The organism is Nakamurella panacisegetis (assembly GCF_900104535.1).
Lineage (GTDB): Bacteria > Actinomycetota > Actinomycetes > Mycobacteriales > Nakamurellaceae > Nakamurella > Nakamurella panacisegetis.
The window spans coordinates 3,244,555-3,258,250 of the sequence record NZ_LT629710.1 but is presented as its reverse complement, the minus strand read 5'-3'; the positions used below and the strand labels follow the sequence as shown (position 1 = coordinate 3,258,250).

At 68.3% G+C, this 13,696-nt stretch carries 25 protein-coding genes and 1 tRNA gene; 22 read left to right on the top strand and 4 right to left on the bottom strand.

Translation table 11 applies throughout. The features are described 5' to 3' along the window. Positions 1–252: 252 nt before the first annotated feature. The 3 genes from BLS97_RS22940 to BLS97_RS14580 form a co-directional block, all read right to left on the bottom strand. Positions 253–316: transfer RNA gene (locus tag BLS97_RS22940), tRNA-Leu, on the bottom strand. A gap of 18 nt (positions 317–334) precedes the next feature. Further along, a complete protein-coding gene (locus BLS97_RS14585) occupies positions 335–1,582 on the bottom strand; it encodes a tyrosine-type recombinase/integrase (RefSeq protein WP_090477029.1) in 1,248 nt (415 codons plus the stop codon). After that, complete coding sequence (locus BLS97_RS14580; protein ID WP_157695437.1) at positions 1,579–1,905, bottom strand: helix-turn-helix domain-containing protein; 327 nt, start codon at positions 1,903–1,905, stop codon at positions 1,579–1,581. The genes BLS97_RS14585 and BLS97_RS14580 overlap by 4 nt, the downstream gene beginning before the upstream one ends. A gap of 237 nt (positions 1,906–2,142) precedes the next feature. Between BLS97_RS14580 and BLS97_RS14575 the strand changes: the two genes are divergently transcribed. The 21 genes from BLS97_RS14575 (at position 2,143) to BLS97_RS14475 (ending at position 12,460) form a co-directional block, all read left to right on the top strand. Continuing rightward, positions 2,143–2,361: a helix-turn-helix domain-containing protein gene (locus tag BLS97_RS14575; protein ID WP_090477025.1), complete on the top strand. Its 219-nt coding sequence runs from the start codon at positions 2,143–2,145 to the stop codon at positions 2,359–2,361. Positions 2,362–2,403: 42 nt separating this feature from the next. Next, entirely contained in the window at positions 2,404–2,673 is a 270-nt protein-coding gene (locus tag BLS97_RS23540) for a helix-turn-helix transcriptional regulator (RefSeq protein ID WP_197676187.1), read from the top strand. Continuing rightward, positions 2,670–3,572 carry a YqaJ viral recombinase family protein gene (locus BLS97_RS14565; RefSeq protein ID WP_331710742.1) on the top strand — a complete coding sequence of 301 codons (903 nt, stop codon included), beginning with the start codon at positions 2,670–2,672 and terminating at the stop codon, positions 3,570–3,572. Before BLS97_RS23540 ends, BLS97_RS14565 begins: the two co-directional genes overlap by 4 nt. Further along, complete coding sequence (locus BLS97_RS14560; protein WP_090477021.1) at positions 3,569–4,357, top strand: recombinase RecT; 789 nt, start codon at positions 3,569–3,571, stop codon at positions 4,355–4,357. Before BLS97_RS14565 ends, BLS97_RS14560 begins: the two co-directional genes overlap by 4 nt. After that, positions 4,354–4,596: a hypothetical protein gene (locus tag BLS97_RS14555; RefSeq protein ID WP_090477019.1), complete on the top strand. Its 243-nt coding sequence runs from the start codon at positions 4,354–4,356 to the stop codon at positions 4,594–4,596. The genes BLS97_RS14560 and BLS97_RS14555 overlap by 4 nt, the downstream gene beginning before the upstream one ends. Next, positions 4,593–4,724 (top strand): hypothetical protein, encoded by a 132-nt coding sequence (locus tag BLS97_RS24240; RefSeq protein ID WP_269457444.1) that lies wholly within the window; start codon positions 4,593–4,595, stop codon positions 4,722–4,724. The genes BLS97_RS14555 and BLS97_RS24240 overlap by 4 nt, the downstream gene beginning before the upstream one ends. Beyond that, positions 4,721–4,951: a hypothetical protein gene (locus BLS97_RS14550; protein WP_090477016.1), complete on the top strand. Its 231-nt coding sequence runs from the start codon at positions 4,721–4,723 to the stop codon at positions 4,949–4,951. The genes BLS97_RS24240 and BLS97_RS14550 overlap by 4 nt, the downstream gene beginning before the upstream one ends. After that, on the top strand, positions 4,948–5,400 hold the full coding sequence (locus tag BLS97_RS14545; protein ID WP_090477015.1) for a WhiB family transcriptional regulator: 453 nt from the start codon (positions 4,948–4,950) through the stop codon (positions 5,398–5,400). The genes BLS97_RS14550 and BLS97_RS14545 overlap by 4 nt, the downstream gene beginning before the upstream one ends. 130 nt (positions 5,401–5,530) lie before the next feature. Continuing rightward, a complete protein-coding gene (locus tag BLS97_RS14540) occupies positions 5,531–6,004 on the top strand; it encodes a single-stranded DNA-binding protein (protein WP_090477013.1) in 474 nt (157 codons plus the stop codon). A gap of 37 nt (positions 6,005–6,041) precedes the next feature. Continuing rightward, entirely contained in the window at positions 6,042–6,884 is an 843-nt protein-coding gene (locus tag BLS97_RS14535) for a hypothetical protein (protein ID WP_090477011.1), read from the top strand. Between the two features lie 3 nt (positions 6,885–6,887). After that, a complete protein-coding gene (locus BLS97_RS14530; protein WP_090477009.1) occupies positions 6,888–7,145 on the top strand; it encodes a hypothetical protein in 258 nt (85 codons plus the stop codon). Continuing rightward, positions 7,142–8,026 (top strand): adenine nucleotide alpha hydrolase family protein, encoded by an 885-nt coding sequence (locus BLS97_RS14525; RefSeq protein ID WP_197676186.1) that lies wholly within the window; start codon positions 7,142–7,144, stop codon positions 8,024–8,026. Before BLS97_RS14530 ends, BLS97_RS14525 begins: the two co-directional genes overlap by 4 nt. Then, positions 8,023–8,172, top strand: coding sequence for a hypothetical protein (locus BLS97_RS22935; protein WP_157695435.1), 150 nt, complete (start codon positions 8,023–8,025; stop codon positions 8,170–8,172). Before BLS97_RS14525 ends, BLS97_RS22935 begins: the two co-directional genes overlap by 4 nt. After that, positions 8,169–8,618: a hypothetical protein gene (locus tag BLS97_RS14520; RefSeq protein WP_157695434.1), complete on the top strand. Its 450-nt coding sequence runs from the start codon at positions 8,169–8,171 to the stop codon at positions 8,616–8,618. The genes BLS97_RS22935 and BLS97_RS14520 overlap by 4 nt, the downstream gene beginning before the upstream one ends. Beyond that, complete coding sequence (locus BLS97_RS14515; RefSeq protein ID WP_090477002.1) at positions 8,615–8,995, top strand: hypothetical protein; 381 nt, start codon at positions 8,615–8,617, stop codon at positions 8,993–8,995. Before BLS97_RS14520 ends, BLS97_RS14515 begins: the two co-directional genes overlap by 4 nt. After that, positions 8,992–9,381: a hypothetical protein gene (locus tag BLS97_RS14510; RefSeq protein ID WP_090476999.1), complete on the top strand. Its 390-nt coding sequence runs from the start codon at positions 8,992–8,994 to the stop codon at positions 9,379–9,381. Before BLS97_RS14515 ends, BLS97_RS14510 begins: the two co-directional genes overlap by 4 nt. Positions 9,382–9,553: 172 nt before the next feature. After that, on the top strand, positions 9,554–9,805 hold the full coding sequence (locus tag BLS97_RS14500; RefSeq protein ID WP_090476995.1) for a hypothetical protein: 252 nt from the start codon (positions 9,554–9,556) through the stop codon (positions 9,803–9,805). Then, positions 9,802–10,170 carry a dATP/dGTP pyrophosphohydrolase domain-containing protein gene (locus BLS97_RS14495; protein ID WP_090476993.1) on the top strand — a complete coding sequence of 123 codons (369 nt, stop codon included), beginning with the start codon at positions 9,802–9,804 and terminating at the stop codon, positions 10,168–10,170. Before BLS97_RS14500 ends, BLS97_RS14495 begins: the two co-directional genes overlap by 4 nt. Continuing rightward, positions 10,167–10,946 (top strand): hypothetical protein, encoded by a 780-nt coding sequence (locus BLS97_RS14490; RefSeq protein WP_090476990.1) that lies wholly within the window; start codon positions 10,167–10,169, stop codon positions 10,944–10,946. Before BLS97_RS14495 ends, BLS97_RS14490 begins: the two co-directional genes overlap by 4 nt. Continuing rightward, positions 10,943–11,416, top strand: coding sequence for a hypothetical protein (locus BLS97_RS14485; RefSeq protein ID WP_090476988.1), 474 nt, complete (start codon positions 10,943–10,945; stop codon positions 11,414–11,416). Before BLS97_RS14490 ends, BLS97_RS14485 begins: the two co-directional genes overlap by 4 nt. A 765-nt stretch (positions 11,417–12,181) precedes the next feature. Continuing rightward, a complete protein-coding gene (locus BLS97_RS14475; RefSeq protein ID WP_090476986.1) occupies positions 12,182–12,460 on the top strand; it encodes a hypothetical protein in 279 nt (92 codons plus the stop codon). Positions 12,461–12,579: 119 nt separating this feature from the next. Here BLS97_RS14475 and BLS97_RS14470 read toward each other — a convergent pair whose 3' ends face one another. Then, entirely contained in the window at positions 12,580–13,299 is a 720-nt protein-coding gene (locus tag BLS97_RS14470) for a DUF4145 domain-containing protein (RefSeq protein ID WP_090476983.1), read from the bottom strand. A 196-nt stretch (positions 13,300–13,495) separates the two neighbouring features. On the opposite strand from BLS97_RS14470, the gene BLS97_RS14465 reads away from it, so the two are divergent. After that, the gene (locus BLS97_RS14465; protein ID WP_090476981.1) at positions 13,496–13,687 is read left to right on the top strand and encodes a hypothetical protein; all 192 of its coding nucleotides are present in this window, start codon (positions 13,496–13,498) and stop codon (positions 13,685–13,687) included. Positions 13,688–13,696 lie beyond the last annotated feature (9 nt).

The following is a 13,696-nucleotide window of genomic DNA, read 5'->3' as shown; positions in this document are numbered from 1 at the left end:
TCGGGCGGTGGTAGCTGCCCGTGTGGAATGCCGAACACACCCGGTGCGGTCGGGCCGGTCTACTGCGTACCCCGGTGGGCTCGCGTCACTCCGAGGACGGAGACCGAGGCGATCGAGTCTCTGGTCCGGTCCGACGCGGTGGCGCATTACTTCGCAGAAGGAGGCCAAACGCGGGCGCGTCCCGGCAGACATCACAAAAGAGGCCCTGCCGGTTGGTACCCGGCAGAGCCTCTTCTCAGTGAATCATCCCCGTCGGGCTGACAGGATTTGAACCTGCGACCCCTTGACCCCCAGTCAAGGTGTTTGACCCGCGCCGAGCGCGTATCGCCCCTGATCAGGCCAGATGAAGCCTCCCCGCCGGGGCCGCCGTTGGGACTGGGTTGGGCCCGGGAGCAAACCGAGCGCGCTCCGCATCCATATGCAGATCGACCGCGACGACCACCGCGTCGAGCTCGTCGTCCCAGAGATGCCCGTAGATATCGAGCGTCATGCTCGCCGTTGCGTGGCCGAGCATCCGTTGCACCGTCTTGACGTTCGCCCCCGCGTGGATCGCCAATGACGCCGCGGTGTGCCTGAGCTCGTGTGTGTCGAGCCCGCCGATACCGGCCGCCGCGGAGGCCCGGGCCCACCGTCCGCGCCAACTATCGCGCGCCCAGGGCCGCTCCCCGCCCGTTGCGGGCACGAGCCAGTCGTCGCGGTCCCGGCCGGCCGCTGCCTCGCCCAGCAGCGCGAGCAGAGTCGGCCCGATCGGGACGTCCCGATGCCGTCCCGTTTTCGTGCTGTCGACGTCGCCGTGCGAGTCGACGTCGCGGGAGATCCGGAGGCGCCGCCGCTCGACGTCCAGGTCGCCGACCCGAAGCCCGGCCATTTCCCCGCGCCTCATGCCGGTGAACACCAGCACCCGAACCGCGAGGCCGATCCCGACCGTCTCCGCGTCCGCGAGGAGCTGGTCGACCTCGGCGACGGACAGATACCGCCGCTCACTCGGGAGCTGTTTCGGCATGGCCGCGCCGATCTTGACGAGAGGGTTCGCCGGGATGAGACGACCGTCGACCGCCATATCGAGGAGACCGGTTAGGACGATGCCGACTTGCCGGGCCCAGCTCGCCGAGAGCGGCCGGCCGGGGGTGATCGTCGCGGGCTGCCCGACGCGCCGCGACTTGCGCGAGGTCGCCGGGGTGCGCAAAGTCGGCAACCATTCCATGACCGACGCTTTGTCGACCTCGCCGACCGGGACGTTCGCCCACCGCGGGCCGACGTACAGGTCCCACGCGCCGTCATAGCCCTCGCGCGTGGTCCGGGCAAGCCGCGACTTGACCGTCTGCCACCGAGGCCAGAGATCGCCGACAGTGACCCGGTTCGGCGCGACGTACTGCCCGCCCCGCTTGTTGCTCTCCTGGTCCTCGATATGCGCTTGCGCCTCGCCTTTAACCTCGAAGGCCATGCGGTGACGCGTCCCGTTCGGCGAGGCCCACTGAGCCTGCCACCGCTTGCCGACGCCATACAGCGGGCCGCGGATCCGGGCGGGCTTGGCCCCCTTCTCGGGATTGGGAACCGTCCACCTATCGGTAACGCTGCTCATCTGCTCTTCTCCTCAAACCGACGGCTGATCTCGGCGAGGATCTCCTCGTTCGATCGAGCCGTGATCGGTCTGACGACCTCTACCACACGGTCGCACTCCGAGGCCAACAGGTAGCCAGCCGCTATCAATCCCTCAATGGGTGAACGTTCAAAGTGTCTGCACAGCTCGATCACACTCTCTGGCGATGGATGCCCGCGGCCGGTTTTCCACCGGCTGATGGTCCCCGCGTCGACGCCGGCCGCCCGCGCGATCGACACCTGAGCTGCACCGTTGCTTATACGTGCGAGGTAATCGGGCCACGTTTCGAGATCTCTTAGGTTCACCCGTAAACAGTAACGCTTGCACACCGGCCCTGTCTTGCGTTCGCGACAACCCACGATGATTCACCCGTCCGAGCGCGTGTTGCTTAATCGGCCCAACCGCTTGCCGCGCATACGAAGAGTAATCGGGTAGTAACTCCCGAACATGTGAGCTAGGCGTGAATGCCCGGAGTTGCATGCACGCCTAGTTCCGCATAACTTGGCATCACACCACCGAACAACGCCGAGGAGAGCCGAACGATGACCAGCACTGCCCGATCGACAAAGGTTGCGGCACAAGGAGTTGACCCGCTCGCCGAACGTTACTTAACTGTTACTGAGGTCGCCGAGCGCCTCAACATGAGCGAATGGTATGTCGGCGACAGGGCCCGCCGAGGAGAGATTCCGTCGATCAAGTTCGGCCGCCGTCGCATGTACGCCCCGGCCGCGATCCGGACGTACCTCGCCCGCCTCGGATAGAGCCCGCCACCGCCAACCGAACCCGACCAAGGAGCACCGACCATGACCAACACCCAAACGCCGACCCCCGCAGACCCGACCGCTACACCCCGCGAGCTCGTGACCGTCGAGGCCGCCGCAGTGTGGGCCGGAGTATCCGCTCGGACTGTGTACCGCCGGATCGCCGACGGCACGCTCGTCGCCTACACGTTCGGCCCGAAATGCACCCGCGTTGACCGCGCCGAGCTCAACGCAGCATTGACCCTCCGACGCGTCGACCTGCCCAAGCTCTCGACGGACCCGCTCGTCGTCGCCGGAATCGTCTACCAGTGAAGGCAGGGCCCGCACTCGAACCGGGCTCGGCTGAGTGGCTCCGCTACCTCACCGCCTCGAAAATGGCCGCGGTGTTGGGCATCTCACCGTGGGAGTCCGCCCGCTCGCTCGGCGACCTCATGGTCGGCAACCGAACCGCACCGCCGCAGACCACCGAACAGGGCCGCGGGCACTACCTCGAACCGTCCGTCGTCAATTGGGTATTCGGGCAGCACCCGGAGTGGGACCGTCACCCCGACTCGGGCCGCACGTTCTACCGCGACGGGCTCGATTGGGCCGCCGTCAACCCTGACGCCCTGGCTGTGAACCGGGAGACCGGCGAGATCGTGCCGATCGAGGCAAAGACCGACGCGGGCGATGACGTGGGATGGGGCAAGCCCGGATCCGGCCATATCCCGATCTACTACGCCGCGCAAGGCATGTGGACCTGTCACGTCCTGCAACTCGACTGGATCTCGTTTCCGTTGCTCGGCAAGCGATTGGAGTTCGGCGAGTACGTGCTCCGCTACGACCCGAAGATCGGTAGCGCGATGCAGCGCAAGGGCGAGGAGTTCCTCGACATTCTCGAAGCGGGTCGCCTGCCCGAGCTCGACGCGTCGATCGCCACATACGAGAGCATCCGCAGCGTCACCCCCGATATCGACGGAACCGACCACCAGCTCGACCCGCGCCTCGCGATCGAGTACGTCGACTCACTCGATGCGCTCGAAGCCGCCACCGACCGCCACGGGCTCGCCCGTAACCAGGTGTTCGACGCCATGGGCGCCGCGAAATACGCCGTCACCGGCGAGAAGAAAACGCGCCAGACCATCGCATCCCGGTCCCGCAAGGGCCAGGGCCGCCCCTTCCTGTTGAAGTCCAAACGTCCGCTCGACCGAACACTGATAGGTGCCTCATGACCGAGCTACAGATACACGATGCGACCGCCGGAAAGGTGGCCTACGCCACTGCCGTTGCCGAGTCGAACTTGCTCCCCAAGGAGTACCGCAAGAACCCCGCGAACGTGCTCTACGCCATGGCCTACGCCGAGGCTCTCGCGATTCCGATGATCAATGCCGTGATCTCCGTGCATGTGATCGAAGGCAAGCCGTCACCGTCGGCCGATCTCATGGTCGCCCTTGCCCGACGGGCCGGTCACCGAGTGCGCGTCATCGAATCGAGCGCCGCCCGGTGCACGATCGAGATCGCCCGAGGAGATGACCCCGAGTCGCCGTTCACCGTGACGTGGACGATCGAGGAGGCCCGCTCCGCGAAGCTCACCGGTAAGGACGTGTGGCAGAAGTACCCGCGGGCGATGCTCCGCTCCCGCGCCGAATCCGAATGTGTCCGCCAGGCTTGCTCGGAGGTCCTCGCCGGGATGATCTACACGCCCGAGGAGCTCGAAACCGACGTCGACCAGACCGGCGCGCCAACCGCCGTCAAGGCCGGGCCCGTCCCGATGCGCTCGGGCGCGGCCGGTCTCGGCGCGTTGCTCGGCACCAGCGAACCCGACACCGAACCGGCGACGCTCGTCGCCGACCCGCGGATCATCGACCCCGACCTCGCCCGCCAGATCGCCGAGAGCACCGACCGCGAGGAGCTGGCCGGCCTGTACCGCGCCGTCGCCGAACACCCGGCCCGTGACCAGATCGCCGACCACATCACCGCCCGTGTCGCCGTGCTCGATGCCGAGGCGAAGGCGTGACCGGGCTGCCCGAGCTGACCGGCGAAATGCTCACGCTCGTCGCCGCGTTCGGCAACCTGACCCGCCACGTCGAGAACCTCACCGGAGAGCGCGAGGACGCCGACAACCGGTGTGACGACCTGGCCGAAGATCTGCGCGTCGCAATCGAAGATCGGGCCCGCCTCGACCGGCTACTCGCCGCCGCGGTCGCCCGACTGGACGAGACCCGCGACAAGCTGGTCGCCGCCACCGCCGCATGACCCCCGACTACGACGCGTATCTCGCCCGGCTCACCGAGGAACACCTCGCCGGGTGGGAGGACGACGACCGCGACGACCAGCTCGACTACCTCGATTCCGATATCGACCCCGCAGAGGACCTCCTGTGACACCGACCAAGCTCGCCGCCCGGCTCGCCTTTTGGCTGATCGCCGTCGCCGCGACGCTCACCCTGATCGACTACGTGTTGCCCGCGTTGTTCGCTCTGTTCATCGACTCCGGGCAGACCGCGGCGCTGTGCATCATTTTCGCGGCGCCCCTCGTCGTCTGTGTCGCCGCCCAGCTCTGGCGCTGGTTCACCACGCCGACGCGCTACCGGGCCGGGGCCGGCCGATGACCGCAACGATCACCATCCCTTGCGCCCGATGTGGCGAGCCCCGCACCGTCGCCAACCAGAGCCCCTCGAAGAATGCTCGCGCGGCTCTGAGAATCTGCCGGAGTTGCGCCGCCCGAGCCCTGGCCGAAGCCCCGCGGCCGACGGGTGTATCGGCCGCCGCCGCCGCACGTCACGACCGGCGCCTACCCGCCCACCTTCTCGCATCCATCGCCGGGCAGACCTGGCGCAACCGGGCCGCGTGCGCCACCGGCGACCCCGAGCGATTCGCCGTGAACGAGAGGGACGCCGAAGGGGTCGCCGAGGCGAAGGCCGTTTGCGGAGGGTGCCCGGTCCGGGCCGAATGCCTCGCCGACGCTCTCGCGATCAAGGACCCGAACCTGATCGCCGGAGGTCTCACCGGGACCGAGCGCGTCGAGCTCATCCTCCGGCGCAAGCGTCGGGCCCAATGATCCGCACCCGCGACGAGATCCGCGCGGATCGCTCGCCCCTGTTCCCGCTCCCCCAACCTGAGCCCCAGCCGTGCGGATGCCCCGCCGGCCAGGGTCACCGCTGCAATCCTCCGTTCTGAAAGGCCCTGCAATGTCTGGCGAAACCCCAATCACCTTGATCGGCAACCTCACCGCCGACCCCGAGCTCCGGTTCACCGCATCCGGCGCCGCCGTCGTGAACTTCACCGTCGCGAGCACCCCCCGCACGTTCGACAAGGCATCGAACGAATGGAAGGACGGCGCCCCCCTGTTCCTCCGCTGCAACCTGTGGCGCCAACCCGCCGAGAACGTCGCCGAGTCCCTCACCCGAGGCTCTCGCGTGATCGTCGTCGGCCGACTCGTTCAACGCTCATTCGAGACCAAGGACGGCGAGAAGCGAACCGTTTTCGAGGTTGAGGTCGAGGAGATCGGCCCGTCGCTCCGGTACTCCACCGCCACCGTTCGCCGCGTCCCGAAGGGCGAGAGCTCCGGAGGCCGCGCCCCGGCCGCGCCGAGCACCGACGACCCGTGGGGCCAGGCACCCCCGTCCGCCGGTGGCGGGTACGCATCCGAGCCCCCGTTCTGATCCCCGCCCGACCGCCGCACAGAGAGGAGAACCGCCCGTGCGAATCCGCAGCATCAAGCCCGAGTTTTGGTCGAGTGAGGACATAGCCGCGCACGACTGGCCGACCCGTCTCCTGTTCGTCGGGCTGTGGCAATACGTCGATGACAATGGGGTCGGCCGCGACGTCGAGAAGCTCATTTGCGCCGACTTGTTCCCATTGGAGGACGACCCTCGCGAGACCCTCGCGACAGTCTCGCGAGGGTTGCAACACCTTTTCTCGACCGGTTTGATCGTCCGATACGTCACCGCCGACGGGCGCCCGTTCCTGTACGTGACCGGCTGGGAGCACCAGAAGATCGACCGGCCGAATAAGCCGCGCTACCCCCTGCCGACCAGCGAAAACGCCGTCATTCGCGAGACCCTCGCGACACCCTCGCGAGGGTTGGGGACAAATGTTGCGTCTGTAACAGGGGAACAGAGGAACAGGGGAACAGAGGAACAGGCTCTAACTACCTTGGCCGCTGACGCGTCCGAGATCGCCCCGAAGCCCGACCGATTCGCCGAGTTCTACGAGACGTATCCCCGGAAGGCCAAGCGCCCCGACGCGCTCAAAGCCTGGACGTCAGTAACCCGCAAGGGCGACGCCGACCAGATCATCGCCGGGGCTGCCCGATTCGCGGCCGACCCGAACCGCGACCCGCAATTCACGCCGTACCCCGCGACCTGGCTCCGCGCTGAGTCGTGGAATGACCCCGCCTGCCTGCCCCGCCAGTCGGCCGGGGCGCCCTCCCGAGGGTCGACGGCCGACCAGCGCCTCACAAACGCCCTGAGCGTCTCTCAGCGGCTCGAAGCCGAAGAGCGCCAGCACTCCAACCGCCAACCACTCTCGATCGGACGTTGACCCATGGACAACGCAATCACCCTCGGCTCGATCCGCCCCTCCCGCGACTGGAAAGGGACCGAGGCCGAACGCGCCCAAGCCCGCCGGAACCTCGCCGGCTCCGACTATGTGACCGGCGCCGCCGTCGCCGACGAACTGCTCGAAATCCTCGGGCTCGACCAGCTCCCCCGCCGCTCCGAGCTCGTCGCCTCGGTCCCCGAGAGCGCATGGGACGGCACACCCGCCGACGGCGACCGGTACGCCGCCGCGGTCGCCGAGTGAACCTCACCCTCCTGTCGCTCGGCGCGGGAGTCCAGTCCACAACCCTATTTCTGCTCGCACTCGACGGCACACTCCCCAAGCCCGACGGCGCCATATTCGCCGACACCGGATGGGAACCGGCCGCCGTCTACCGGCACTTGGAGCGAATCGAGCGCGAGGCCGCCCTCGCGGGAGTGCCCGTCTACCGAGTGTCGAGCGGCAACCTCCGGAGCGATTCGATCGACCCGGATCGTCGCTATGTCTCCGCGCCGTATTTCGTCCAGAACCCCGATGGCTCCGACGGGATGGGCCGCCGTCAATGCACCAGCGAATACAAGCTCGTACCGATCCGGCGCAAGGTGCGCGAGCTCCTAGGCGCCCCCGCCCCGCGGTTCCTCCGCGTCCCCAAAGGCAGGACCGCGACGCAATGGGTCGGATTCTCAACCGACGAGATCCACAGGGCGAACCGCGCCCATGACTCCGTGCGATACCTCGCGACCGAGTACCCGTTGCTCGACCTCGGGTGGTCCCGCAAGGACTGCGAGCGATACCTCAACGGCAAGGGCTGGACCACCGAGAAATCAGCGTGCATCGGGTGCCCGTTCCACGGAAACGCAGCATGGCGCGAGCTCCGCGACAACCGCCCCGAAGAATGGGCCGACGCCGTGGCGTTCGACGTCGAGATCCGCAAGGGTGGCCGCCGCGGCGTCCCGATGCGGGGCGAGCAGTTCTTGCACCGCTCGCGCCTCCCGCTCTCCATCGCCCCAATCGACCGCGTGACGCGGGGCGAGTGGAAAGACCGCCAGCTCGACGCGCTCGAACTGATCAAGGACATTGAGGCAGAGGAAGGCAGCGCCGACGGTTGCTCGCCCTACGGATGCCGCTCGGGTGACCCCGCGTGAGCCTCTACGCGCCCGCCCCGGCCAGCACCCCCGGCCGTTGCGCGTGCTGCCGCACCCCATACGGAATCGGCCGGCCGATCGCCTACGACACCACCGTCAAGGCTTGGGTGCTCGCCGAGCACATCTCGGCCGGGGCCCGCCGATGATGCCGTCCGAGGCCGCGAAGCTCCTCGGCGTGTGCGCCGCGTTCGACATGCGCACCGTCGGGGAGGCCGACTCGAAGGTTTGGGCCGCCGCGCTCGGCGACCTCGACCTCGGAGAAGCGTCGAACGCCGTCGTCGCCCACTACTCGACCACCACCGAGCGCATCATGCCCGCCTCGCTCATGGCCGCCGTCAAAGCCAACCGCCGCCGGATCATCGCCGCCGCCGGAGAGCCCCCGTTCCCCCCCGGTCTCCCCTACCAGGCCGAGCAGCGATACCGCCGAGCCTGGCACGCCCGCCTGATGAACGGACACCCCCCGGCCGCCGCCCGAGCCCTCGCCGACCGCGACCTCGGCATCACCCGCCGAACCGCCCCCGAGATCCCCGCGCCGCAGCAAGTGCGCCTCGCCCTCGAACGCTTCACCCGAGCCCGAAAGGTCACCCGATGACAGATCACCGCGCCGCCGCCGCCCAACACCTCCGCGAAGCGATCAACCCCCGCACCACCGAGAACCCCGACCGGGAGATCGCCCTCGGCAACGGTCACGCCCTGCTCGCGATCGAGGCCCGCCTCGGGCAACTGGTCGAGCTCGGCTCGATTGTCGACGCCGAGATCCTCGAAGATCCCGCCCCCGCGTTGCTCACCCCGCAGCAGCTCTCGAACCTCCGAGTCGGCTCGATCGTGCTCGACGCTGACGGCGACTCCTGGCAGCTCTCCCGTTCCGCCGGGCTCTGGTCGAGCAACGGGATACGCCCGCCAGCGCCCCGCCCGTGGGCCGAGCTCAATCGCTCATTCGGCCCGATGCGCCTCGTCCACTCCGCGTGATCGTCCCCATGCCGTGGCCGGCGCCTCCCCTCCGATCGAACCACCGGCTCGGCACCCACGCGAAAGCCCGCGTCACGCGCGACATTCGGCACGCCGCGAAGCTCACCGCCCGCCCGATCGTCGCCTCAGTCGGCCCGCTCCCCGGCCCGTTACACGCCCGGTTCGTTTGGGTAGTCACCAACCGCATACAACGCGACGTCGGCGCCTCAACGCCCACCATGAAAGCCGCCCTCGACGGGATGCGAGACGCCGGACTGATCCCCGAGGACCACTGGGGAGTCATCGCCGAAGAGTCCTACCGGATCGAGCTCGCCGACACCCCGTCATGCCGAATCGAGCTCACCCCCGACAAGCCCGCCCCGATGGATTGGAGCGTCACCGAGTGAGCTCGGGCGACAGCCCCAATGACCGCACCGACGACGAGATCCTCGCCGGGCACCGCCCCGGCCACGTCACGCAAGACCCCCGATGCCGCTTCCCCGCCCTCACCACCTACCCGAGCAGCCATTGCGCCGAGTGCCATTGGCACCGAACCGCCTACCCCGCAAAGGAAACCGCGTGAAGATTCCCGACGTCACCCCCGAGCTCCTCGGCGTCAACGAGCGCGATCTCGTCGCCGCCCCGATGCTCCGCAACCGCACCAACCGAGGCGAGATCGCATCCAGCATCTACCGGGCGCAGCGCGAATGGGCCGCACAGCTACGCGCCGACCTCGACGCCGAAGAGGAGCTCGACGCGCGCCGCTGGGCCTGGCGCCTCGCCGCCGGTCTCGTCGTCCCCGCGGCCCTGGAACGCAGGACCAACGCATGACCGACTACGCCGACACCACCGCCGGACGGCGAGAGCACGCCCGCCGATCCGCCGTCGACCTCGCCGCCCACCTGGAACGGCAAGCCGCATGGTCTCGCGAGACCTTCGGCCCGGCACCCCGGACGACCGGCATCCTCGCCCACATTGGTTCGGAGATCGCCGAGATCGCCGCCGCCCCAGAGGATCTCTCCGAATGGATGGACGTCGTGATCCTGGCGTTCGACGGCGCGCTCAGAGTCGCCACACCGGCCGCCGTCGTCGCCGCTCTGGTAGCGAAGCAGGACAAGAACGAGGGCCGGACCTGGCCCGACTGGCGCCAATTCGGCGACGACGAAGCGATCGAACACGACAGGACCGGCGAATGATCGAGACGTGCATCCGGGGATGCCGCCAACCCGACCCGGCCGGGCTCGGCCGGCCGACCCCCTCGCCGCGGTGGGATTGGTACACCGCCGGGCAGCTCTGCGAACGGTGCACCGTCCAGCTCTGGGGATGGTTGGGATCCATCGAACGGGATTACCTCACCCTCTCGACCGAGATCCTCGACAGCGGCCCGCAGGAACGCACCAACACCGGCGCCCCCGGCGCGAGCCCCGCCCCGCTGCGCCTCGACGTCCTCGCCCTACTCGACCCGAGGACCACCCTCGACCCCGAGGATCGCGCGAGCGTCACCTACCCGCCCGCCGCCGTCCGCGCCTGGGCCGCAAACCTGTTGGAGCTCACGGGCGACGACTCACCCATCTACACGCTCGGGGGCGCACTCTCAGTCCTTCAAGATCCGTGGTACTGGCCGCAGCTCCTCGCCGCCCCGTTCCTCACCGACTGCTACGACGAGATACGCGCGATAACAACAGCTCTCAACCGCGCCCACGACCGCGACCGGGCGATCTACCTCGGCCCGTGCGTGTCCTCCTGGCTCCCCCGCTGCCCGCCCTGGTCGCTCGACTGGATCGAGTGGGGCGCCGACACCGAACCGCCCGAGCTCGAAGGCCCCCTCGACTACTGCCTCGCCCCCGTCTACCGGGCCGGGCCCGACACCCCGATCACCTGCCACACATGCGGCCGACGCTACGGGCCGCGAGACGTCCTCGCCCTCGCCGAATCCACGCTCGACACCGACCCCGAGGAGATCACCCCGTGAGCATCGCAACCCAGTTCGAGAGCTACCACGCCGAGGCCGAAGCCACCATGAGCGAACAACGCCGCACCATCGCTCACCGCGACCGCACCATCGAGCGACTGTGCGCCGCCGCCGACCGGCCGCTCGCCGACCGCGTGGTCGAATGGCTCACCGAGCACACCGGCCCGCTCACCGAATGGCAAGAGCACATCGTCAGGCGCACATACAGTCTCGACCCCACCGACGGGCGCCCATGGTTCGGAGGCGCCGGCCGACCCATGGTGAGCCCCGCCGCCGTCCTGGCCGCCGCGGAGCTCCGCACCGGGGCCGTCCGAGTGATGGTCGCCGGGTACCAGCCCGAGCCCTCCAACCGGCCGACCCACGCCGACGGACAGGTCGCCGAGGGCGAGCGGTTCCCCATGCCACCGACCGAGGAGTACGCCGCATGGTGCCGCCGCGTCGGCATCCCCGTACCGGGCGCCCGAGCATGAGCGACCGCCTCACGGTCGCCGACGTGTGCGCCCTGTACGGCGTGAAGCCCGGGACCGTCCGATCCTGGCTCTCCCGCGGACACATCACCCGCACCCGAGCCGGAGGCATCGACGGCCCGAGCCTCGCCCGCTGGCTCTCCCGAGAAGCCTTCACGCCTAGGCACTTGCGCACGCCCTGACCTGTGTGCAACACTTTTGCCCGACACCCCATGCCCAAATGCAGGACGCGCCCACCGTGACCGGGCGACCTGACCATCGGGCCGTGTCGAGCTGATCGGCCCCCCGCTCACCGTTGACCACCGCGAGCCACCAGAACCCCGCAGCAGCAAAGCTCACCCCGCCGGCGAGCGGTAACGGCGCGCTTGGCTCGGGCATCTCACGCGGCAGAGCACAACAGAGCGGGGGCCGACATGCTCGCCCCCTCACCGTGTCTCGACTGTCCTGATCTCGCCGTCAAGCGTGGCCGATGCGCCGCCCACCAGATCGCCCCATGGTTCGGCAGCACCCGCAAAGCGCGCCTACCCGCCGACTGGTCAACCCGCCGCCTGATCGTCCTCAACCGCGACCACGGCATCTGCTGGATATGCGGACAACCAGGCGCCGACGAGGTAGACCACAAGGTGCCCAACGACGACGACAACCTCGCCAACCTCGCGCCCATTCACCAGAACATCGCGCCCCACTGCCACCGCGCCAAGAGCTCAGCCGAGGGCAATGCAGCGCGGCGAGGCAACCGAGCACGACCGAGACACTGAGGACCCGAGCATGCGCGACGTACTGATCACCGGCACCATCCGCGCGGCCGAACAGTGGAAGCGGGAGCGCGCCACCGACGAGGCCAGCCACCGCGCGATGCGGGAGCTCGTCGTCGTCACCACCCGCGACCCGCACAAGGCGCGCGGCCTACAGGTAGGCGCAGTGCATGAGACATTCGATGCACGAGGCACCACCACCGCCGATCTGAGTCGGTACGCCGAAACGAGACGCATTGTCGACCACCGTCGGCTATCCTCGGCAAAGGTCGCTCACCCGGCCAAGGGCTGACCCTGGGGGGGAGCCCTCCCCCCCAGCCCGGATCTCCCACGGGTGGCATAGACGCCGCATCCGGCCGCGAAACCCGCCCCCCCGTTGCTCTCTGGCCTGATACCGATCTCTCCGAGCGATCAGTCCTTGCTACCCAACTGATCAGCCTTGGCCTGAGCTGCCGCGTCGCGCTCTTCCCTGCCCTGGTGCCAACCTTGGGAGAACCTGCCGAGAAGGGCCTGCTTCTTCTTCTTCCGAGTGATAGCGTCGGCTACGATGATCTGAAGGATCTCGAACAGATCTGCGACCGTCTTAGGATCGTCCTCTAGATTGACCTCACCCGCGTGTGCTCCATCGTTGCCGAAGCCGCGGATCAGGTCCATGTAGTCAATGATCTCTTGGTCCACACCGAGGGCGCGCAGTTTGCCGATCTTCTGGAAGAGTTTCTCGCTCCCCGACACCAACTCATTCACCATGGTCTCCAGAGCAACCCGAAGTAGCGCGGCAGCGCTCCGTGGCGAAACCGCCGCAACCTCTTGAGCCTCTTCGTAGATTGCTTTGATGTTCGCCGGCATGTCTTGGGTTGGTGTCGGGCCCACTCGGGCTGCCGGAAATCTGAGCGTTGGCCCATGGAACAGGGCGACGTTATGACACGTGAAGCATTTTGTTGCTAACCAGTTGGGTATGTCGTTGTCATTGTAGGTCCGACCAAGGGAGCCACGGACCGGGCCAAGCAGGATCTGCTGAGAACGAGTCCTGCAGTGCGGACAGGTGAACGCGCTTACTGCCGGGTGCGGCACCTCGACGTCGATCGACGGGCCGTCGGGTTGAGCTTCGGGTGCGACTTCTTGGTCAGACATGCGGCGATTATCACACCGGAGCCTCCCGGGCGCTCACCCTGCCCAAGATCGATCCCATCTATCGCTGTCTCAATGACCGCCCGACCGCGCCGCGGCGGCTGCTCCCCCTGTGTATGTCCCCGGGGCTGAGCGCCTGCGCGCGGTCGGGCTCCCTGTCCTGCTCCACCCAACCGCCGCCGATCGAGAGGCTTGCCCTGTGCCCGTACTGCCCACCATCCCCGCCCCCGACGCCCCGGCCGCGCCCATGACGACAGGCGCTTTCCTGGTCGAGTTCCGCCGCGAGCTCGTGGCCGGAGGGTTTTCCCCGGCCGAGGCCGTCGAGCTGGTCGCCATCGCGTGCCGCGAGCTGATCCACGAAGAGGGTTTGCGCGTCAAGACGCCCGAGTAGTCCGAACTG